Source organism: Psychrobacter sp. H8-1 (genome assembly GCF_904846575.1).
Lineage (GTDB): Bacteria > Pseudomonadota > Gammaproteobacteria > Pseudomonadales > Moraxellaceae > Psychrobacter > Psychrobacter fulvigenes.
Map to the genome: position 1 here is coordinate 786,733 of NZ_CAJHBG010000001.1, position 22,377 is coordinate 809,109.

A 22,377-nucleotide genomic window follows, 5' to 3' on the forward strand; every position below is an offset into this window, starting at 1 on the left:
TCGTTTATAAGGACGTGTTGGATAGTCTCACACACGCCCTAATTTTGATACCGTAGCAAATTAGCATCGGGCTTCTCAGTAGTAGGATTGTTAAAAACCCTACGGGTTAGCATCAGCTATTAGAGTCTCAGTACTTTGCAGCCACTTAAAGCATAGAAAGTACTGGGCTTAGGTCATATGCTTAAATCATATTTTAATGAGTAACTCTTAGAGTAAATTGAATATATCATTTTTCTATACGCTACTATTCATTGATAAATGGTTTTTTTATAAATGATTCTTTATAAAAGGCTCTTTATAAGTGATAAGCCGTCGCCTTCATGCGATTGGCCATCCAGCGCATCGTGTGGCGCACCAGTGGTGACAACTCTGCACCGCCATTTTCGAGTGCCAACTCGCGGTGATGCAGCTCCTCAATATCCATCTGCGCCAGTATCTCGCGCGAGCGTTTATCTTGTGTAGGTAGCTGACCGATATGATCTTGTAAATGTTCACTGACTTGCGCTTCGGTTTCAGCGACGAAGCCTAAGCTAAATTCATTAGAAATGGCGCCAGCGACAGCGCCAAGCCCAAACGACATCCCATACCAGAGCGGTGTGAATATGCTTGGATGGCTGCCTAGTTCTTGCAGGCGTGTCTCACACCAGACCAGATGATCGACTTCTTCTGCGGCCGACTGTTGCATGGCTTGTTTTACATCGTCATCTTTGGCGGTAAATGCCTGCCCATGATATAGGCCCTGCGCGCATACCTCACCCGTATGGTTAATACGCATCAGTCCTGCTACATGACGAGATTCTGTGATACTCAGCTCAGGGATAGTATCATCACTGACAGGAAGCGGGCGCGTACTAGGGTTTGAGTGTGGAACGACGGCTCGTAGCGCCTGATCGACGCCAAGTAACAAATGATCAATCTTGGATAAGGAACGCATTCCCATGTTTAGCTCCTGATATAACGTTATCTGCTCAAGGTATTTATAGAGGTTTTATAATCACTCATTACTATAGCAAACAATGCCGCGCGTCGGCATGAATAAATTTGCTCTAGCAGTACGGCTACTTATTTATGAATCCTCAACACATCCTAACTTTGTTTTTCATGGGGTTCATCATCAGTTTGAATCACAGCTTGCATAACATGCTTATTCAATTTGATATATAAAAATATACCAAAAGCAATGTTGAGTACGCCAGTGACCAAAAACAACTGCGGCAGCGATAGCTTTAGAGTATTTAATATCACAATCGCAAAAATAGCTGAGGTGACCATAAAAATAGCATTAAAAATATTGTTAGCACCAACGATACGTGCGCGATGACTTTTGGGTGCATAAGCTTGCATAGAGGCATATAGCGGTACAATATACAGGCCACCACTGAATCCTAAAAAGAATAAATCCGCAAACACTCGCCAGCTGCCAGTAACTTTGAATAATTCGCCTATGCCAAATAAAGCGTCGGCATTGATCGCGATGTCTAACCCTGACAAAGAAAAATACAGATCAATGGCAAAAATACTCAAGCCAGCGATACCGAAGGGCAGTAGTCGCAAGCTAACTCTGTTTCTGGTCAAAGACTTACACAGCAGTGAGCCAATAGAAACCCCAACAGAAAATAGAGTTAATAAGAAAATAACTACCGATTCATCGCCATTTAAAATGACCTTACTAAACTCAGGTGTCTGGGTCAAAAATGTCGCCCCATAAAACCAGAACCAGCTATTGCCCAAAATGATAAAAAACAAAAACGGCAAAGAATATAAATAGCGCACGGTGGCCATACTGGTGGTAAAAATATTCCAGTTGATCTTTAGGTCAGGCTGCATCGCTGGCGTGATCGGAATATAGCGAGTAGCCACATAGCCTAACAAAGCGATGACTACCACCGTTGCACTGATCCAATATAGAGATTGTGGTAATTGAGTCAATAATCCTGCGACGATCATACCTATCAAGATCGCTAAAGATGTACCCATTTGGAACAAACCATTCGCACCGACCAGCTCATCCTTTTTCATTGCTTGCGGCAGGTAGGCGTATTTAATGGGACCAAAAAAGGTAGAGTGAGTGCCCATGAGAAATAACGCCACGAACAATAACGCATACCACTCAAACACAAAGCCCACCGCAGCCACGCTCATGATTGTCAGTTCAAGCAGCTTAGTAAGGCGAGTCAGTTTGGACTTTTCATACTTATCGGCGATTTGACCAGCCAATGCTGAAAACAAAAAGTACGGCAAAATAAACAGCATGGCTGCTAAGTTGTTGAGGATGCTTACTTCGACACCGATTTGACTGGCGGCGGTATAGGTCAATACTAAAATCAGCGCTTGCTTAAAAATATTGTCGTTAAAGGCACCCAAAAACTGGGTGAAAAACATAGCGCTAAAGCGGCGACGCTTGAATAACTGAAACTGATTTGCCATGTGAGCTCCTACAATTGGCCAGCGTCTAATGCAAAATAACAAGAGTAGATATAAGCGATCAAACTCATTGATATCTATATATAATTATGAATATTATCAAAAACTTATCAAAATATAAGATAGGTTTTATTGTTTTTAGACCGTATAATAGCAAGGCTGCGCTAGAAATACATGCGCTAGATGCTATGATTTGATAATTAACTAAGCTATGATTTGCAATTTTCACTGAATTACCTCAAAGTTGTTTGGGTAATGAACATGGTATGGTGAGATCCGTTCGTTTAACTATTATTCGTTTAACTACTATATATAAGTATAATCACCGGTAAGTCCAGACGATACTATCGTCAGTATGAGTATGCCGCGTGAGGTGATAGGAAATAAGTATGATGAAACATCAGCCCTCAACGCTCCCGCGCCGCTGCTTAGAGTTGCCGCGTACTCGTTTTACCCGTTCTGCGCTTTTCACCGCGCTAGCGACTACCTTAGTTGGTTTTGGCGTTGCATTCCCTGCTATGGCTGAAGAAGTCAGTCCAACGGCTGATGGCTCTGCCAAGCTTTCTAGCTTATCCAAATACAATGCGCTGATGGCTGGTGAAGACACGCAACTTGATGCCGCGTTGGATGCGCTGCGCCTAAAACAAGCAGTAGAACAAGGCATTGTCGATCAATCGGTACTAGATGACTATAGTAAACAAAGCCTAGGCAGCTTATTAAAGGCTCCTGCATCAGTTAAGGTTGCTGCTGATAAAGCTAATGATTTGAACCGCGCAGATGAGAAAGAAACGCTGCAGTCTAACGCTGCTGATGACAGTTTGCTCGAGCAAGCAGAGACTTTACAGCAGCAAGGGTATCAGATGATGACGCCTGAGCAGATTGATCGTGAGCTTGCGGCATTGGATGCGCAAAATAATCAGAGCAGTGCTCAAAGCAACAACAAGGATTCGGATTTTGACGAGTCCTTTGATAATCCAGTTGCCACTTTAGACAGTACTCAACTTCCTATTGGCTTAGATCCAGCATTAGATGCGGCCAATTTGCCAGCGCCGACCAACCTTGAGACCCTGGGGCGTGAACAAGATGCTGCTGACCGCGCTGAAGCTGCCGAAATTATGTCACGGCCAATTAACGTCAGTGACTCTGTGGGCAGTGGTGATGCAGACCAAGCGCCTGCACAAGTATTGGCACAGCAAGAACCTGATACGGTGACTGGTGCTGACGACAGTACCGCTGATATCAGAGCTCAAGCGAATGCTGGTAAGTTGCCTATAGAAAATATTGAGCGCGAGAATGCTGACCCTCTAAATCCTGAAGATTATTTACCTGAATATCAAGCGTCTACCGAGACCGAGGCTGTCACCGAAAGTATAGAGCAAGCCTCGAAACCCAAATCTGTAGCGCGTAATGGTGGTGGGTTAGTCAAAGGGTTATATAACCGTCTGTTTAACGGCGGCGTTATGGCGATACCTAACGTAGAGACAACGGTTTATTTGCAGCAAGCGCCTGCCGATGATGCAGTCAATGCACAGCCAAAGCTAATCAAAGCTGATAAAGATATTCAGCCGATTAATAATATCAAAGCAGCGCTCGACGATACGAGTGTGCAAGCGGTTGAGGACTTTACCGCTGCCTTGCCACGCCTGCGCCAAACGGCCTTAGATGCGGCGCGCGCAGTGGGCTACTATGATGTGACTTTACGTCTGCGGCAACCAACTGCTGATACCATTGAAGTGATTATTGAAGAGCTTGGCGAGCCTGTACGTGTAGATAGCCGTATTTTAGATATTCGCGGTGAGGGTATTGAGCAACCTGAGTTCCAAGCACTTGAAAAAGACTTGCCACCGCAAGAAGGCGACGTATTTAACCATCGTGTCTATAAAAACAGTAAAGCTGCGCTAGAGTCTCTGAGTAATACTTATGGGTACTTCGATCAATATTGGTTAAACAAATCAGTCGATATCATCTTGCCAGACAATACAGCTGATGTGTCACTGGTTTACAATACTGGCGATCGTTATGAGTTTGATGAGGTGGTGTTTTTTACTTACGATAAGGAGTCGGGCACATTGACGCGCGACCCTGCCAAGCTTCCTGTTGAAACCTCAGTCTTAAAGCAGTTGATCGGTTTTGAAGCAGGAGATCCGTTTTATCGTCCGGCTGTTACCAAGTTTAGTAATGACTTATCAGCGACCCGTTATTTTAATACTGTCAACGTTGAGTCCATATTGCCACCCGATGAAAGTAGCGAAAGTAGTACCTTAGCATTTGATAATACCTCGGCGGACTCTGACGATAGCGATTTAATGGATGACGATGTCGATACTAATACAGGTGATGCTACAGCCACTGCTAATGAGCGCGGCAGTAGTGTGTCAAACGATAGTGATATTGACAGTGCTGATGATGCTATCAATGCCAATAGTGGTGCGACCGTAGATGCAGCAGATGTGGCTCCCATTGAGTTTGAGGTCGATCAGGAAACAGAAGATAAGCTGCTGGCTGTTAAAGCAAAAGCAGAGCGTTTAAGTACTTTGCCAAACGACCGAGTGCTCGACGAAAAGCCACCAGAAGCCGTAGATAGTATCTTAGGTAAGATTAGTAATTCCATCAGCAATCTGGCGCAAAAGATATTCCCTGAAGAAGAAAGTGTCATCAATGATGAGGATTTTGTCGCGCCAACACTAGAGGGACGTAAAACACCGCAGCAAGTGCAAGAGAATAAAAAAGTGCCGCTGTATGTTTATGTCTCAGCTGAAAAGCCACGTGATGCCCAAGTCGGTATCGGTTATGGTACCGATACTGGTACTCGAGCGACCGCAAAAATAGACTACAATCTCATCAACCGTAAAGGCTATCAAGCTGGAGCAGAAACAGCCATATCGCGGATTAATAAAAACGTGACCGTCTATGGCAGTCGTCCATGGAAGCATCCGCTAAATGATAAGTTGGATGCCAGTTTGACTTATGAAGAAGAAGTGATTGACCAAGGAGAAGGAAACTTCGATCTGTCTACCAAGACGCTAAAAGCAGGATTGGCACGCAACATTCGCCGCGACAGTGGTTGGAATCGTAGCTACTCTGTGCGTTACCGCTTAGATGAGCTTGAGACAGGCGTCGATGCAGCTGATCTAGACGATCTCCCTGTGCGTTTCACCTCGTCCAGACCCAAGCAAAAAGCCTTGTTATTTGGCTATGGTGTCAGTAAGACGGACGTTGACAATGCGACCAACCCAACTCGTGGTATACGCCAACATTATGGTGTTGAAGCGGGTACGGATAGCGCACTGAGTGATACTGATATGGCGATCGCTCGGGCAGGTGTCAGTGGTATTTATAGTTTTGGAGACTCAAATAAACATCAAGTGCTTGGGAGTTTAGATACCGGATATCTTTGGGCAGATGATTTCTACGAAGTGCCTTATAAATTACGCTTTTTTGCGGGTGGTGATCAAAGTATTCGTGGTTATGACTATGAGAGTTTATCGCCATTAGACAAGGGTTATCTAACGGGTGGGCAAATACTGGCCGTCGGTAGCGCTGAATACAACTATGAATTTATACCTGGTTTTCGTGGAGCGGTGTTTACTGATGTGGGTAACGCCTATGACAAGGACTTTAACGCTGATACTAAGGTCGGCGTTGGCGTCGGTATTCGCTGGGCATCCCCTGTAGGTGTGGTACGTGTCGATGTCGCGGCTGGCGTGACAGAAGACAGTATTCCAGTTAGACTGCACTTCTTTATCGGCTCGCCTTTATAATGCTTTCATACAGTACTACAAAAGATAAAGCCAAACAGACAGTGCGAAACAAACAGTACTAAAAAGAAGATGAGTAAGCCGTATCCATTAATTTTGCCGATTGCTGGTAATGATTTTTTAACGTAGTTGAGTGTCATGTTGACCAAAAAAACCCCGCCTGACCATCCATCGGATGAAGATCCTGCTCAAAGAGATGCCCGCGCGGTACGCCGTTGGTATCCGTTGTCTTTTGTGCTCAAATTATTGGTATTGATACTCGTCGTTTTGCTGATTATGTTTGCGATATTCTTTTATATGGCGGGAACAGAGTCAGGTACCAAGTTTCTCTTAGAAAAAGTCGGCGCTGAGACAGGCATTGAGCTCAAATATGGTGAGGGCAACCTGCGTGATGGTATTTGGGTAAGTGACATAGATATTCAGGCGACCGAAGATCTGCAGATACTGGTGGACAAAGCGTATGTCAAAATAGGCTGGCGCGCGGTGTTTGCCAAAGAAGTGCATCTGCGTGATGCAGATATCCAACGTATAGAAATCATCAACAATACTCCGCCAACGGGCGAGCCTTTTGATTATAAAACTCTGCAACTGCCCGTTAACTTGCGTTTTGATCAAGCCAAAATAAAACGTATTGTTTATAAGCAAGTCACGAAAGAGCCAGTAGTCGTGCATGATATTGCTGCTCGTGATCTGACCTGGGTAGGTAGTAAGGTGACGGTTGGCCGTGGTGATTTGCGCTATGCAGATATTGTCAAAGTGAGCGCCCTGAAAGGCAACATAGATCTGCAAGGGGACTATCCGCTAGATGCTTCAGCCATCGTTGAAGTCAGCGCTTTAGAAAAAGCCTATGTCGATCCACTCAACATTACCGCAACTGGCAGTCTGAAGCGTACGGTCGGTAAAGTCCGTAGTCGTTATAATGAAGGCGATGTGCGTGGTGAGTTTGTCGTACAAGGATTGGATAAAAACGCACCGTTCCAAGCCAAACTGCAGTGGAAAGATGTCCTCATTCCCTATGCTGAAGATCAAAAAATACATCTACAAGATGGCATGGCTACTGCAACTGGGGTTATCTCTGAGATACGCCTGCGTATCAATACTGAGCTGACCGCCAAAGACATCCCTTCAGGCCACTATCAAGGTCGCGGCATCATTGCCAATAGCCAACTGCGCATAGATCGTTTAAACGCAGATGTTCCTGCTGGACGTTTGTTGCTGCAAGGTATTTTAGACTGGCAAGACAGCTTTGATGCCAAAGTGCGAGCAACAGGTAGTAACTTTGATGTGCGCCGCGCCATTCCTGATGACTATGCTGACTTTAAGGCTTATGCACCGCAAACGCTAAACGGCAGACTGTCGCTGCACTATCAACAGCAAAACCTTGCTGGCAACGTACAAATCGATGCTGACTTACGTCAGCGTGATGGCGAGCACGTCAATGCAAATATCGTGCGTGGCAAGGTATCCCCTAAGTCTGCCCAAACTGCGCCTTGGTATGTTGCTGCCAGATGGCAAAACCTTATTCGCCGCAATGTACCTGATATTGGCAACATTGATAGTCCGCGTGGGCAGGCTGATGTCATCGTGCGTGGCTCGCGCCTGTCTGTCGATGCCAATGCGCTGATCAATGAGCTAAATGCAGCGCCCAAAGGCAACTATGATGTGCGTGTGCGTAAAGCTGGCAACGTCATCGACATAAATGCCCTTAACTACAAAGGGATTGTCGGCGACCTATCGGGCAAGGGTCAGATACAGCTGGCGACCAAGCAGCGACCACTCACGTGGCAGATCGATGCGCGTACCAATGGTTTATTGCCCAAACAGTACCGTAGCGACTTACCACTTGAGCGTCTAACAGGCAGTCTCAGTGCCAACGGCCGTCTGCTCAATATCACAAAAAATGGCGTCAAAGGTCAACGTCATATTATTAATTTAAATAATACTGATCTACAGGCACAGCTTGATGCGACGCAAGAGGGTCGCGAGATTGGTATTGCGGGTGGCGGTGATGCTAGCGTGGATATCGTCGGGGGTGAGCTGTCGGTATTTGATGTACGTTTTAATGGTCAGCTTGATACGGCCGATGTCCCTGATGGTCGGCTTTCGATCGATGCGGCTGGTACGCCAAAGCTCATTAACGTACGCAAGCTAGATTATGCCGGCGAGGCAGGTGCAGTTGCGGCAAAAGGGGTGATTGATCTACGTCAAGACATCGGTTGGACGGTAACAGGGCGCTTTGACAAATTTGATTTGGGCTATTTTTTACCGAACAACCCAGCCATTGTCACAGGTGACTTAAACACCAGCGGTCAATGGCAACCTGCGCCCAAAGATCGCCCAAATGCGGCTGGAACATTGCAGCGCTTTGCGGTAGATTTCGATGGTGTACTTGATGCTGAGCAGCTACCTGCGGGTAAACTGACCATTGATGCGAGTGGCGACTCGCAGCTGATTCGTATCAAGCGTTTACGTCATGTGGGCACAGCCGGTAGTATTGATGCCAAAGGAACTGTTGATGTGCGTCAAGGCATTGCGTGGGATATCAGTGCCGTGATGGATCGCTTCAACTTAGGGTATTTCCTAAAAGACACCCCAAGTATGATTACGGGCACTTTAAATACCGATGGTCGTTGGGGTAAAGCGCAGCAAGTCATTAACCTAAAACAAATCAATCTAAATGGAACGCTAAAAGGTCAGCCGTTAAGTGCGAAAGGCAGTTTGGCAGCCAAGCTACATTTACCAGAAGATTTGGCCAGCTACTTTCAGCGTTTAAAGGCTCAAGATGCGGAAGCGCAGTATCAACAAGTGAATGCGCTCATCGATAGTCTGAATGCTGACAATCTGGTGCTACGTTGGGGAGATAATTATCTGACTGCTGATGGCAATGCCCAGCAGCTGCAAGCTAAGATCAATATTACCAGTCTCGATCAGCTCTCAGACAAGCTTGCAGGTCAGGTGACAGGTGGTGCGACTTTATCGCAGCCCGCAGGTCAAGCGTTGCCGACGATCTATATTGATTTAGTGGGCGAGCGTATAGCTTTACCTGGGTTTATTTTGCGCGAAGGTCGTGTGCGTGGCAAGTTAGTAAACTTGGCGAACAGCCCCAGTCAGTTAATCATCAGCGCCGAAGGCTTGGATGCGGCTGGTCAAAGCTTTAAAAATGTTAATGCTTCCTTTAATGGTACTGAGCAATCTCATGTGCTTGATCTTGAAGTGGCCAATGAGCAATTAGACATCTCAGCACGGCTAAAAGGTGGTTTTAATCGTGACCAGCTCAGTTGGTCAGGTGTGATCGGCAAAGGCCGCGTAAAATCACAATATGCTACTTTGAATCAACTCCAGCCTGCGCAGTTGATTGTAAATCTACCAAAACCGCAAAATAGCGGCAGCAGTGATCTAAAGGTACAGCTAGCAGCGCATTGTTGGCAAGCGGCTGATCAAACTGGCAAGCTTTGTCTGCGTGAGAACCTCATCGCTTCTGCGGCCAGTGGTCAAGTGGATATCGCTTTACAAAAGCTAGATACATCGCTGTTTTCAGTGTTTTTACCTAAAGATATCGACTGGCATGGCACCATTAATGGTAAGGCCATTGTCGGCTGGCAACGTGGTCGTCCGCCTACTATCAATACCACCTTATATTCAGACAATGGTAAAATTGGTCTGATTCAAGAAGGTGATATGGCACCTGTCACCTTCCCGTATGAGCGCGTGTCTCTCATTGCATTGTCAGTACCGGAAGGTCTGAAACTACGTGCAGACATTAATACTGGACGCGGTGCTCGTGGCTATGCAGAAGTCATCGTTGATCCGTACAAAACCCCTAAGCCAATATCAGGTGCTTTGGTTTTGAATGAGCTCAATCTCGCTGTTTTCAAACCTTTTTTCCCAGGTATGCGCGCGCTTGAAGGCAATATCACCATGGCAGGAGGTCTTGGTGGTACGCTTGAAAAGCCACAGTTTTATGGTGACGTAAAGCTTGCTAAGGGGCGCGTCGCGATGCTTGATTTGCCAGTCAATCTGTCAAACCTTAACATAGCGGCCAAAATTCGCGGCACGCAAGCGACCATTGATGGTCCGTTCAATAGAGGTTCGGGTGTCGGTAAGCTGACAGGTACGGTTGATTGGCAACAAAAACTGCAAGCGAAGCTGAGTATCATTGGGGATAGGCTGGTCTTAACTCAGCCGCCACTATTATTGGCCGAGGTTAATCCTGATATTGATATCATCGTGCGTCCAGGCGACCGTTATGTCAATATTGAAGGGGCAATCAGCGTACCATCAGCGACCATACGTCCTCCTGAGGCCAGTGAGGACATTATTACCCAGACCGAAGATGCCGTCGTGCTCGATAGGCGTTTGATTGGTAACATTGACGAAGTTTTAGCCATCTCAAAACCTTGGTCGATCAATGCTGATATCGGTATCGACTTAGGGGATGATGTGAACTTCCGCGGCTTTGGAGCGGTACTTCCTTTAGCAGGGGCGTTAAATATCACCCAAAACGGCACTGGTGTGATGCGTGCCAAAGGGGTGATACAGGTATCACGTCGTACTACTGTGGACGCTTTTGGCCAGAACTTAGAGCTAAACTATGGGCAAGTGCGCTTTAATGGCGACGTGATGAAACCCAACCTCAGTATTGAGGCGGTCAAAACCATCGATGGTAAAACCGTGGGTCTACGAGTCAAAGGCGATACTGAAAACCCAAATATCATTGTCTTTAATAATGCAGGTCTTACCCAGCAGCAAGCAATGAACGCTTTGGTGACAGGTCGTCTTAATAATACTGGTGCTACCCAGATTAGTGAACAAGGCTTTAAATCTCAGGTCACCAATAATCTAGCCGCTGCTGGATTGAGTTTCGGTTTGAGTGGTACGCGTAGCCTAACCAATCAAATCGGACAAGTTTTTGGCCTGCAAAGCTTAACGGTTGATGCGTCAGGTAATAGTGAAGATACAAATGTCAACGTCACTGGTTACGTCACGCCTGATCTGTATATACGCTATGGTGTCGGTGTATTTAACGCCCAAAACAGCTTGTCTATCCGTTATCAGCTTACACGTCGCATCTACGTTGAAGCGACTTCTGCTGCTGAAAATGCAGTTGACGTAGTCTATAGTTGGCAGTTCTAAAAGCTTCTAATGATGAGTATCGATTAGTAAATATCATCTATTAAAAAACGCCTTTATTAATAAAGGCGTTTTTATTGGTCTCCATTAAAAAATAAGCTTTTATATAGTCGATACAGTTTAAAAATTTCATAGCGCTACTGGGATGCTATCTTTTGAAGTTGCGCAGCCTCTGTGATAACAGCACGCAAGTAAAATTTATACCAGTAGCGCCTTTAAAACCATAACATTTTTACATTCAACGGACGATATCTAGGGCGTGTCATCATTTATATGTACTAATTGGTGACACGCCCCATTTGTATTTTAGCCAAAACAAAATAAGCTATTTGGTTAAAATTAAGCGATTATTACGCGTGAGACGCAAGCGATATTCTTCACCTTCGTGCTCGATACGCACTTCTTTGGTGAGGGCAAACAGATGCTGCGATTGCAGAGTAGGGAGGCGGTTTTCACGTTGGTTAAGAAATCGAGAAATAACGAGGCTCATAGTAAAATCCTTTTGCTAAAGTAAAGTGAAGCGGTAAATAAACTTTTAACGATAATAATTATCATTTACATTAAGGAGTTTTGCAAGCGAATTTGTAAAATAAATATTATCTATTATGAAAACTTGTGCCTTGGATACAAAAAATAGAGGAAGTGTGATGCTTAGAAGCTCAAACCAACAACAAACAAATAAACAAGAAAATATCGTCAATGTCGCGGTTGCAGTTATTCATTATCAGCAGCAGTATTTACTTGGATTCCGTAGCACTGAACAACATCAGGGCAATCGTTACGAGTTTGTCGGTGGTAAGATTGATGTTGGTGAAACGGTAAAACAAGCACTCATACGTGAAGTGAATGAAGAGACAGGTATCGATATTCATGCTAATACCCTCGTAAAGCTTGGGCGTCTGCATCATGATTATGGTGACAAGCAGGTATCATTGCAGGTTTACGATATTGAGCTTACAGCGGAGCAGTATGATCAGCATAGGCACTGTCAGTACGGGCTAGAAGGGCAGGCTCTGACGTGGGTAAATAAACCTGACTTACTGGCAGGGAACTATCGTTTGCCCGCTGCCAACCAAACCATTCTTGCATGGTTGCAGCTACCGCCCCTGATAACCGTGACTTACCCACTGGCACATTTTGATGGCTATTCTGATGCTAGTGCCGCATGGCTTGAGTATCATCAAAAGAACCTAGCAACAGATGCGTGGGTATACATTCGAGCGAAGGCGTTAGACTCAGAGGCTATTGCCGAGCAGCTAATGCAGTTACGTCCAGATGTGCACATGATATTGTCGAACCATTCTGTGGCTCATGACTCTTTGCTGAATAAGTCAGGTGTGCCTAATTCGATTACTAATTCTCAAGTCGTCGCCAAACATTTGACGCACAGCGCTTTGATGCAATGGTATGCAGAGGTAAAAGACAGCTCTCAAGACAGTTCTCAAAACAAGTCACAAGAGCTATCTAAAAATCTGCAATTATTATCATCAAGCCACCCAATGATAGTCAGTTGTCATGATGTAGATAGCATTCATGCCGCCAATCAGCTTGCCGCTGAGCGTATACAACAGCAATTGCCACCAGTAGTGGGCATGTTTTTATCCCCCGTATTGGCAACTCAAACCCATCCAGACGCTGCGCCACTTGGTTGGCAGCAATGGTCAGAGTTAGCGGAGCTTGCCGATATTCCTGTTATTGGTTTAGGCGGTTTGTCTCCCAAATTGCTGCAGCATGCCAAGCAAAAAGGTGCGACAAGCATTGCAGGTATTCGACAGTTTTTGCAAAGCTAATGTGTGTTAAGCGACCAATTTCGACGGTATCTTTGCGTACTATGTTTCGTTTTATATTTTAGCCAACTTACTGTTTTTAATTCTGTTCTGATTTCAATATCGTCGGCTAGCCTTCATTACTTAGTCTTTTGGTAACTATGTATTTGATTCGATGCATAAAGAGAGTAATACTTACAAACGGTTGCGTTTTCCTACATTGCCACACTGTTCTAATATCAGTCATATCACTAATATATAGTAAGAAAATCCAAAGCCAATATGAGCCAGTACTCAAGCCATCAACTTCTTTTGCATTGTAATTTTTATCATTGACTCATGACCTTAGCTTATCTGATGAACTTCCAAAAATTTTGGACGGCGGACGGTAACAATCACCAGGAAAAGATGAGTATTCGTACCTTGCTAAAAGTCATACATAGGCTTTATAAGATACAAGCAAGTATCAATTAAAAGGTGCGTATTAGCGCCTGTATTTGGTTGAAGTTAAAACATGATTGGCTCTATGTTTGCTAACTCTAACTATTTAGTAAGAATAATCTACATATCAACGGTAGTCTTATGAAAACCAATATGAAACCCAATGAGTTATTTACGTTGGGAAACTCTGACTTACAGCCAGTCTGTTCCCAAACCAAAAAGAGTCATCAATCAAGCAGTCATTATGTGACTAGCACTCAAAACAAAGCAGCCAGTAACTCAGATTATGTAAGCACAGGTTATGCCAGTAATGATGCCGACTACAGCTATAAGGCTTTGTCCATGTCCTCAAGCGACGAAATAATGACTAATAATGAGCTCGATTATAAGCGCTCACATAATAGTGCTGAGAGTCGTGAAAGCGAAGATATCAGTGTGCATTCGAAAGTTGGATCCATTGATAATGGCTACAAAAAAATGCGCGCAATGCCTAAAAGTATAATAGATAACAAGCCTACCTTGACTGAAAAACTGTCTCAATCTGATGCCGTAACGGATCAAACTTTGGCTATTAGTAAGGATACTCATAAAAAACCAATCCCTAAAAAAAAGACATCTATGGCCACTATGCAAAGTAGCGAAATTCCAGAGCGTGTATTTATGAATAGCCTTGTCAAACATACTGCGATTGCCTTGGCGATTATCGTCCCGCTAGCAGCGATTTCTGCTTATGCTGCCCCGCAAGCTATGCCTATCAACAAAACACAAGCAGATAAAACAACGACAGAGACGATAGAAGTCGAGCCGTCAACGATTATTCACAAGTCAGCCGATGAGCCGACTACGGTCGATAGCATTGATCTCAAAAAGTACGCAGGTACTTGGTATGAGATTGGGCGTTTGCCTATGTATTTTCAGCGTAAATGTGCCAGCGATGTGACGGCTACTTATACTGAAAAAGCAGACGGTTCAGGCATTACTGTACTCAATGAATGTATGGGAGAGGATGGCAAGGCTATCGACGCTGAAGGGCTCGCAAAACCTGCTGATGACACAGGCAGTAAACTGAAAGTTACCTTTTTGCCGTCGTGGATTCGCTGGTTGCCTGTAGGCCGCGCAGACTACTGGGTGCTAGCGCATGATCCAAGCTATCAAACAGCATTAGTAGGTACGCCTGATAAAGACTACTTGTGGCTGCTTGCACGCTCACCCAATATCTCTCAAAAAACATATGCAAAATATCGTCAAATTGCCCAACAACAAGGCTATGGCTTAAAAGAATTTAAGCTGACCACTCATGCCAAGCAAACAGTGAAACTGATACCTTAACATTGCATTGGTCTATTAATAAGAGACGAGGCTTTTTAATTCATGCACGGCCCTTACATAATCTCAAAGCTGACTAAGCTACCTTTAATCGTTATAAAGGTCGTTTTTCATTCAAAATGATAATCTATGAGGGGTAAACGTTAGTAATAATGGTTATCACTGGCAAAATCGGACGTTTTGAGCTAGAATTGACAGTCATTAATCGTCCTGATAAGCACTGTGCCACTAAATTGTAGTCGTTACCTTGCAAAAATAGCGATTAACCTCAGTTTCTTGTTTAAGTTTCTTATATTTAGCGTTCTTAATACTTCTGTTTTTATACGTCATCACCTTCAATTTATTATATTTTACTGACCATAAGGATGTTTCTCGTGAGCCAAGCTGATACCTTACGCCAATTGCATCAAGACCATTTAAGCAACTACAACAATCAAGAACAACAAGCGATTGAGCTGATTGGGCTGTTGAATAAACTATATAATGAGCAAGATGTCCAAGTTACTTTGTTCGGTGAAACATTAGATACCACTTCAGTCGGTCAGGTACTGGCATTGCATCAAAAAGCTGCTTTACGCGACACCGATGCACAGCCTATCGTGATAGCAGATACTTTAGCGATGGTAAAAGCCTTAGCTGCTAGCAGCGATATTCAGGCGGCGCGTGTCGATGTGGGTCAGCTGATTGCTAATGACAGTGATATTCAAGCTGCCTTGCAAGCTATCAACACTGACAAAAAAGCCATCAATGGTGCCACTGATGTCGTACTATATGGTTTTGGCCGTATCGGTCGTATTTTGACCCGTCTGCTATTGTCACAAGCGTCGAGTGCCAAAGGTTTACAACTAAAAGCCATCGTAGTACGTCCTGCTGCAGCGGGTGACTTAGCTAAGCGTGCCTCGTTACTTGAGCGTGACTCGATTCATGGCAGCTTTACAGGCGATGTCAGTATTGACGAAGAAAATAACGGCATGATTATTAACGGCCGTTTTGTACAGATTATCTATGCCAATGACCCAAGCGAAATCGACTATACTGCTTATGGCATCGATAATGCTTTGATCGTTGATAATACAGGTATCTGGAAAGATGAAGCTGGTCTTGGCAAGCACTTACAGGCTAAAGGCGTACAGAAAGTATTGCTAACAGCGCCTGCTGGTGGCGAGATTAAAAACGTCGTATATGGTGTCAACAATGACACTATTGGTGATGACACCATCGTCAGTGCTGCTAGTTGTACGACCAACGCCATCACGCCGTCGCTAAAAGTATTGCATGATGAATATGGTATCGAAAATGGCCATGTAGAGACGATTCATGCCTTTACCAACGATCAAAATCTGATTGATAACTATCATAAAGCCGATCGCCGTGGTCGTAGTGCGGTACTAAACATGGTTATCACCAGTACTGGCGCTGCCAAAGCAGTGGGTAAAGCACTGCCTGAGCTGAGTGGTAAGCTAACGGGTAATGCGATTCGTGTGCCAACGCCAAATGTGAGCTTAGCGATTCTGAACTTGAATTTACAAAGAGCACCAGAAAGTGCTGATGCGTTGAATGAGTTCATGCGCAAAATGGCCAATAGTAGCACTTGGCAGTCGCAGATTGCTTACACGGATTCTACGGAAGCCGTGTCTACTGACTTTGTTGGCACCAAGCACGTCGGTATCGTAGATGCGCAGGCCACTATCGTCACTGACAATCATGCCACTGTCTATATCTGGTATGACAATGAAGTTGGCTATAGTACTCAAGTACTACGCTTAGCGGCGCAGATGGCTGGTATTAACTACACTCAGATTCCTGCATAATACCCGCCTAGCTAACTTTGAGTTTAAGTCAGTTAAGAATACTGAATGTCACTTACACCGCACCCGATAGTCCATTTGGTCATCGGGTGTTGTTGACATAAGGATGGCTACTATTACTATAAAAGTAATCTATGACAATAATACCAAACCCAAAAAGTGTGATTAACTTTGTCAAACTTGCTAAGCCTACTAGGAGTAGTACTTGCGCAGGTTTTTCTCGTTACTCTAATTTTGAAAATGGTATAAGCTATTAAAAGTGAGCGAGTGTTATAGAATTGAGCGAGCATTGCTTTTATAATAATAGCAGTCAGAAATAGAGCGTATTAGACTATTTGTGAGTATTAAAAAACAGTCTTTATCAGTGCGTATTTGCGAGTGTTTAATACGCCCGAAGAGACTTTTAGTTTTAACCTTATTAGTAATAACTTACACGCGCAAAAAATGAAAACAGTCATTGACTGTCAATTAAGGAACGTAGCATGCGATTTATTGATGAAGCCGTCGTAACGGTAAAAGCAGGTGACGGTGGTAACGGAATCGCCAGTTTTCGCCGAGAAAAATACGTCCCACGTGGTGGTCCTGATGGCGGTGATGGTGGTAGTGGCGGTGATGTTTATGTCATTGCTGACGACAATACCAATACCTTAGTCGACTATCGCTATACCCGCCGTTATGACGGCGCGCCGCGGCGAAAACGGACAAAGCAGAAACTGTTCGGGCAAGGGCTCTGAGGATATCTTTTTACCCGTGCCTATTGGTACCACTATTATCGATACCGAAACAGATGAAGTCATCGGAGATTTGACTGAGATAGGCCAGACCTTCTTAGTCGCCAAAGGCGGTGATGGTGGTTTGGGTAATACCCATTTCAAAAGCTCAACCAACCAAGCACCGCGCAAGGCAACATCAGGCTTTGAAGGTGAGCTAAAAGTACTGAAGTTTGAGCTAAAAGTAGTCGCTGATGTGGGCTTAATAGGTCTACCTAACGCTGGTAAGTCTACCTTTATTCGCCAAGTCTCTGCAGCCAGACCTAAAGTAGCTGATTATCCATTCACAACATTAGTGCCCAATCTAGGCGTAGTCGATGTCGGAGTCCACCGTTCGTTTGTCATGGCTGATATACCAGGCTTGATTGAAGGCGCATCTGAAGGCGCAGGTCTCGGTATCCGCTTTTTAAAACACGTGGCTCGTACTCGTCGTCTATTACATATTGTTGATATAAAGCCTATTGATGGTAGTGACCCAGTAGAAAACGCTCGCGTCATCTTAAATGAGTTAGAGCGCTTTTCACCTGAGTTGGCCAGTTTGCCACAGATTTTAGTGCTGAATAAAATCGATCAAATTGTTGATGAAGATTTAAATGAGATATGCACACATATCGTTGCAGAGCTTGGTTGGACAGGTATGGTATTCCGTACCTCGACATTGACTGGTGAAGGCGTCGATGCAGTCAAGTACCATCTCATGAATGAGATCGAGCGCGAGCGCGAGCGTGAAGAAGAAGATCCGATTTTCGCAGAAGCGCAGAAAGAGAGCTTTGAGCGTCTAGAGGCAGAAGTGCGCCGCAATACTGAAGCCCAGCGCGAAGCTTACCGCGCAGCCCGTAGAGCACAGCGTGAAGGTTTAGATTTGGCTGATGATGATAGCTTTGATGACGATGATGACAGCGATGTCGAAGTAGTGTATGTTCCTTAGTTGCAAACAGAAGCAACCCTTCATAGCAGGACTATAGGCCGCTTATTTAAAAATACTTATTTTCTATACTCAATACTCAATCCGTAACAGACAGGAGTTTTTATGGCAGGTGACATGGAACAAACGACCGAAGAAGCAAGGTTTATTAAGCAAGACCGTAACTTTGATATTCAGCGTGTGATTGTCAAGATCGGCTCATCGTTATTAACCAATAATGGTCGCGGGCTCGATCGAACTGCCATTTACGGGTGGGCGAAACAAATCGCAAAACTACACAATCAGGGAATGGAGGTGCTGTTGGTTTCTTCAGGCGCCGTCGCTGAAGGTGTGGTGCGTATGAATTTAGAAGAGCGTCCCAAAAAGCTCGCTGCGCTACAAGCTTGTGCTTCTATCGGACAGATGGGTTTGATTGAGACGTGGTGGTCAGCTTTGATTCAACATGGCGTCCAAAGCTCTCAGTTGCTATTGACGCACGATGATTTATCAAACCGTAGTCGTTACTTGAACACAGCAAGCGCATTGACACAGTTATTAGAATGGCGTGTATTGCCAGTTATTAATGAAAACGACACGATTACGATTGATGAAATTAAATTTGGTGATAATGATACGTTAGGCGCAATGGCAGCAGCCATGGTGCATGCTGACTTGTATATTATTTTGACTGACCAAGAAGGTGTGTTTACTGACAACCCTCGTGATAATCCTAATGCAAAAATGATTCGCCAAGAGCGAGCGATGGCAGACTATTTGTTTGATATTGCTGGTGATGGCGGCAAGTTAGGACGCGGTGGGATGTTGACCAAAATCCGTGCAGGTCGTCTAGCCGCTATGGGTGGATGTCCAACGGTCATTGTCAGTGGTGCCATTGACGATGTTATTACTCGTGTGGTGTCTGGTGAGGCGGTAGGTACCTTATTAACCACTAATGAGCAGGATAAAATCATTGCCCGCAAACAGTGGATAGCAGCACACTTGCGCATGTCTGGTACATTGATAGTCGATGCTGGCGCTGCCAAAGCGCTGACTGAACTTAATAAGAGCTTATTGCCAGTTGGTGTAGTAGAAGTACGCGGCGACTTTGATGAAGGTGATGTGGTAGAAATCGTCCATCAAGATACTGGTGAGCGGTTAGCCATTGGTCAAGTGAACTTTTCATCCCATGATGCTCGCCGTGTGGCTCGTGAGCGTACCGCACAATTTGATAAGATTCTTGGCGGTAATGAAGAACGCGTGGTCATGGTACACCGTGATAACTTGGCATTATCTGTATAATAAGTCCTTCTTTGATACAGCAAGCTGATTGCAAATCAGTGAGCAAAACAGGTACGAAGCAAGCTGAGTAACGAGAAGCATAGATTTCTTGATACATGGGTTTTTTGATACATAGCCAGTCTATGAAATATGAGTGAGATTGGCTAAGCTTGTACTGAATCATACGTTCGTACTGAGTTAGTTTTTAATTGTTAATTATGATAAGTACCACTCACTTTTAATATTACTGTCATAACGGGCTTTCCTTTAATGGCAGTAATCGTCTATAAGCTTGAATGCTATAGCGTTCTATTATATTTATGACCTGTTTCAATTTCTTTTTATCCATCCTTATTTTTGACAATGACAGCAATGAACATTGTAGCATTTTGGAGATTTGTGCATGAGCGCTTCAGATAATACCACCCCAATCCAGCATAATTTTGCGCCTTTAAAAAACGATAGACTGTTGCGTGCCCTGCGTTTTGAGCCGATAGATACCACGCCAGTGTGGATGATGCGCCAAGCTGGGCGTTATTTACCAGAATATAAAGCCACGCGTGCAGAGGGTGGTGATTTTATGAGCTTGTGTAAAGACACGGCTCGTGCCACAGAGGTGACGTTACAGCCATTACGTCGTATGGATTTAGACGCGGCTATCTTGTTTAGTGATATTTTGACTATTCCTGATGCGATGGGATTGGGGTTATACTTTGAGACAGGCGAAGGGCCTAAGTTCAAGTATCCTATCCGTGAGCAGGCAGACCTTGATAGGCTACCAGTGCTCGATGTTAATGACTCTCTTGATTACGTCATGCGCGCGGTGACCAGCATCCGTAAAGCTTTGAACGGTCAAGTACCTTTATTCGGTTTCTCCGGTAGTCCATGGACACTAGCGACTTACATGATTGAAGGTGGCAGCTCAAAGGACTATCGTTATACCAAAGGCTTCTTATATAGCAATCCTGAGTTTTTACATCAGTTGTTAGACAAACTGACCGTTGCTGTGATTGATTATCTAGATGCGCAGGTGCTTGCTGGCGCTCAAATATTACAGATATTTGATAGCTGGGGTGGGGCGTTAGCACATCGTCAGTTTGTTGACTTCTCGCATGCTTATAACAAGCGTATCGTTGCGGAGCTGAAGGTACGTCATCCAGAGATACCTGTGGTTTTATTCACCAAAGGCGGTGGTCTCTGGCTTGATACTCAAGCAGACAGTGAAGCGGATGCGTTGGGTCTAGACTGGACTATGCCGCTAGATCGTGCACGCCAAGTTTTGACAGAAAGTCAGCGTAGTCTAACTAAGCAGCATAAAAAGATACAGCGTAATAAAGCCATTCAAGGGAATTTAGATCCAGCCACACTTTATGGTTCACCAGAGACCATTCGCTCAGAAGTGAAACTGATGCTTGACGGCGCTTATGCTGACGGTCAAAAGACTGGCTATGTGGCAAACTTGGGTCATGGTATTACTCAGTGGGTCAATCCTGATCGCGCGAAAGTATTTATCGATGCTGTGCATGATTATCAACTTTAAACATTGTCGATCATAGCCAGGCACACACTGCAAAACCACTAGACTTTAATGCTATATTTAAAGTGCTACACTTAATGACACATTAGTAAAAGGATATCTTATGATTTCAGCAGCTATCGTCGGCGGTACGGGCTATACGGGTATTGAGCTCATTCGTCTACTCACCGCTCATCCTGAGGTGTCCATCGATTTACTAACGTCGCGAAGTGAAGCAGGCACTCGTGCTGATGAGATATTCCCCAGTTTGCGCGGTATCTCAGATATTGTGTTTAGCGACTTGGGTGATGAGACGCTATCGGCCCTGCAAAAGTGTGACGTGGTGTTTTTTGCCACACCGCATGGGGTTGCGATGAAGCAAGCGGAAGCTTTAACGCAAGCGGGTGTTAAGGTAGTGGATTTGGCGGCTGATTTTCGCCTGCAATCGTTGACAGAGTTTGAAGCGTGGTATCAGCAGCCACATAGCTGCCCAGAGCTGCTAAAGACAGCGGTATACGGTCTAACTGAGGTTAATCGTGACCAGCTTGCCGATGCTTTAGTCGTGGGCAACCCTGGCTGCTATCCAACCACAGCCATACTCGGATTGAAGCCCATCATTGAGATGCAAAATAAGCAAGCGACACGCTTAATTGAATCGCGTATCGTGATTGATGCCAAGTCAGGAGTATCGGGCGCTGGTCGTCAGGCAAGTTTGGCACTCAACTATGCCGAAACGACTGATAATTTCAAAGCTTATGGCGTTCAAGGACATCGCCATTTGCCTGAGATTGAGCAAGGCATTGAGCAGCTACTCAATAGTCAGTTCGATCAAAAAATTCGTTTTTTACCGCACTTAGTACCGATGATTCGTGGTATGTTTAGCTCTATTCATATGGCACTCACTGAAGAGGGCAGTGCTATTGATTGGCAGCAAGCGTTTGAGACCCACTATGCGGGAGAGCCTTTTATTGATATTCTACCGCAAGGCATCTACCCTGATACGCGCAGTGTGCGTGCCAGCAATCGTTTACGTATCGCTTTGCATCAAGATAATGCGCGCGGTGAGTTGACTGTCATGGTGGTACAGGATAACTTGGTAAAAGGGGCGGCAGGGCAAGCGGTACAAAACATGAACGTAATGTTTGGCCTTGACGAAACGCTTGGATTAAATGCTGCGCCGATTGTCCCTTAATATCTTAGTGCTCAGTGTTTACTCTTAACGCATGACTGTGTCGCTGACTATGATTGTTATTATA

General features: G+C 44.8%; 11 protein-coding genes and 1 pseudogene. 9 read left to right on the top strand and 3 right to left on the bottom strand.

The window, feature by feature from the left end:
* Window positions 1–295: 295 nt before the first annotated feature.
* Together coq7 and JMY01_RS03400 are read right to left on the bottom strand one after the other, a co-directional pair.
* The gene (gene coq7, locus JMY01_RS03395) at window positions 296–934 is read right to left on the bottom strand and encodes a 2-polyprenyl-3-methyl-6-methoxy-1,4-benzoquinone monooxygenase (protein ID WP_227677967.1); all 639 of its coding nucleotides are present in this window, start codon (window positions 932–934) and stop codon (window positions 296–298) included.
* Between the two features lie 152 nt (window positions 935–1,086).
* Window positions 1,087–2,427 carry an MFS transporter gene (locus JMY01_RS03400; protein ID WP_201574226.1) on the bottom strand — a complete coding sequence of 447 codons (1,341 nt, stop codon included), beginning with the start codon at window positions 2,425–2,427 and terminating at the stop codon, window positions 1,087–1,089.
* A 389-nt stretch (window positions 2,428–2,816) separates the two neighbouring features.
* Here JMY01_RS03400 and JMY01_RS03405 point away from each other — a divergent pair, with 389 nt between their 5' ends.
* Both JMY01_RS03405 and JMY01_RS03410 read left to right on the top strand, forming a co-directional pair.
* A complete protein-coding gene (locus JMY01_RS03405) occupies window positions 2,817–6,185 on the top strand; it encodes an autotransporter assembly complex family protein (RefSeq protein WP_374220356.1) in 3,369 nt (1,122 codons plus the stop codon).
* Window positions 6,186–6,320: 135 nt separating this feature from the next.
* Window positions 6,321–11,315: a translocation/assembly module TamB domain-containing protein gene (locus JMY01_RS03410; RefSeq protein ID WP_201574228.1), complete on the top strand. Its 4,995-nt coding sequence runs from the start codon at window positions 6,321–6,323 to the stop codon at window positions 11,313–11,315.
* A gap of 322 nt (window positions 11,316–11,637) precedes the next feature.
* Here the strand turns inward: JMY01_RS03410 and hemP are convergent, their stop codons facing one another.
* The gene (gene hemP / locus JMY01_RS03415) at window positions 11,638–11,802 is read right to left on the bottom strand and encodes a hemin uptake protein HemP (protein WP_201574229.1); all 165 of its coding nucleotides are present in this window, start codon (window positions 11,800–11,802) and stop codon (window positions 11,638–11,640) included.
* Window positions 11,803–11,959: 157 nt separating this feature from the next.
* On the opposite strand from hemP, the gene JMY01_RS03420 reads away from it, so the two are divergent.
* The 7 genes and pseudogenes from JMY01_RS03420 (at window position 11,960) to argC (ending at window position 22,313) form a co-directional block, all read left to right on the top strand.
* The gene (locus JMY01_RS03420) at window positions 11,960–13,102 is read left to right on the top strand and encodes an NUDIX domain-containing protein (protein ID WP_201574230.1); all 1,143 of its coding nucleotides are present in this window, start codon (window positions 11,960–11,962) and stop codon (window positions 13,100–13,102) included.
* 558 nt (window positions 13,103–13,660) lie between these two features.
* Complete coding sequence (locus JMY01_RS03425) at window positions 13,661–14,848, top strand: lipocalin family protein (protein ID WP_227677645.1); 1,188 nt, start codon at window positions 13,661–13,663, stop codon at window positions 14,846–14,848.
* A gap of 362 nt (window positions 14,849–15,210) precedes the next feature.
* Window positions 15,211–16,656: a glyceraldehyde-3-phosphate dehydrogenase gene (locus JMY01_RS03430; RefSeq protein WP_201574231.1), complete on the top strand. Its 1,446-nt coding sequence runs from the start codon at window positions 15,211–15,213 to the stop codon at window positions 16,654–16,656.
* Between the two features lie 479 nt (window positions 16,657–17,135).
* Window positions 17,136–18,351 (top strand): annotated as a pseudogene (gene cgtA / locus JMY01_RS03435) (Obg family GTPase CgtA).
* Between the two features lie 102 nt (window positions 18,352–18,453).
* A complete protein-coding gene (proB, locus tag JMY01_RS03440) occupies window positions 18,454–19,626 on the top strand; it encodes a glutamate 5-kinase (RefSeq protein ID WP_201574232.1) in 1,173 nt (390 codons plus the stop codon).
* A 382-nt stretch (window positions 19,627–20,008) separates the two neighbouring features.
* Entirely contained in the window at window positions 20,009–21,145 is a 1,137-nt protein-coding gene (hemE, locus tag JMY01_RS03445; protein WP_201574233.1) for a uroporphyrinogen decarboxylase, read from the top strand.
* 100 nt (window positions 21,146–21,245) lie between these two features.
* Window positions 21,246–22,313, top strand: coding sequence for an N-acetyl-gamma-glutamyl-phosphate reductase (argC, locus tag JMY01_RS03450; protein WP_201574234.1), 1,068 nt, complete (start codon window positions 21,246–21,248; stop codon window positions 22,311–22,313).
* Window positions 22,314–22,377: the final 64 nt, after the last annotated feature.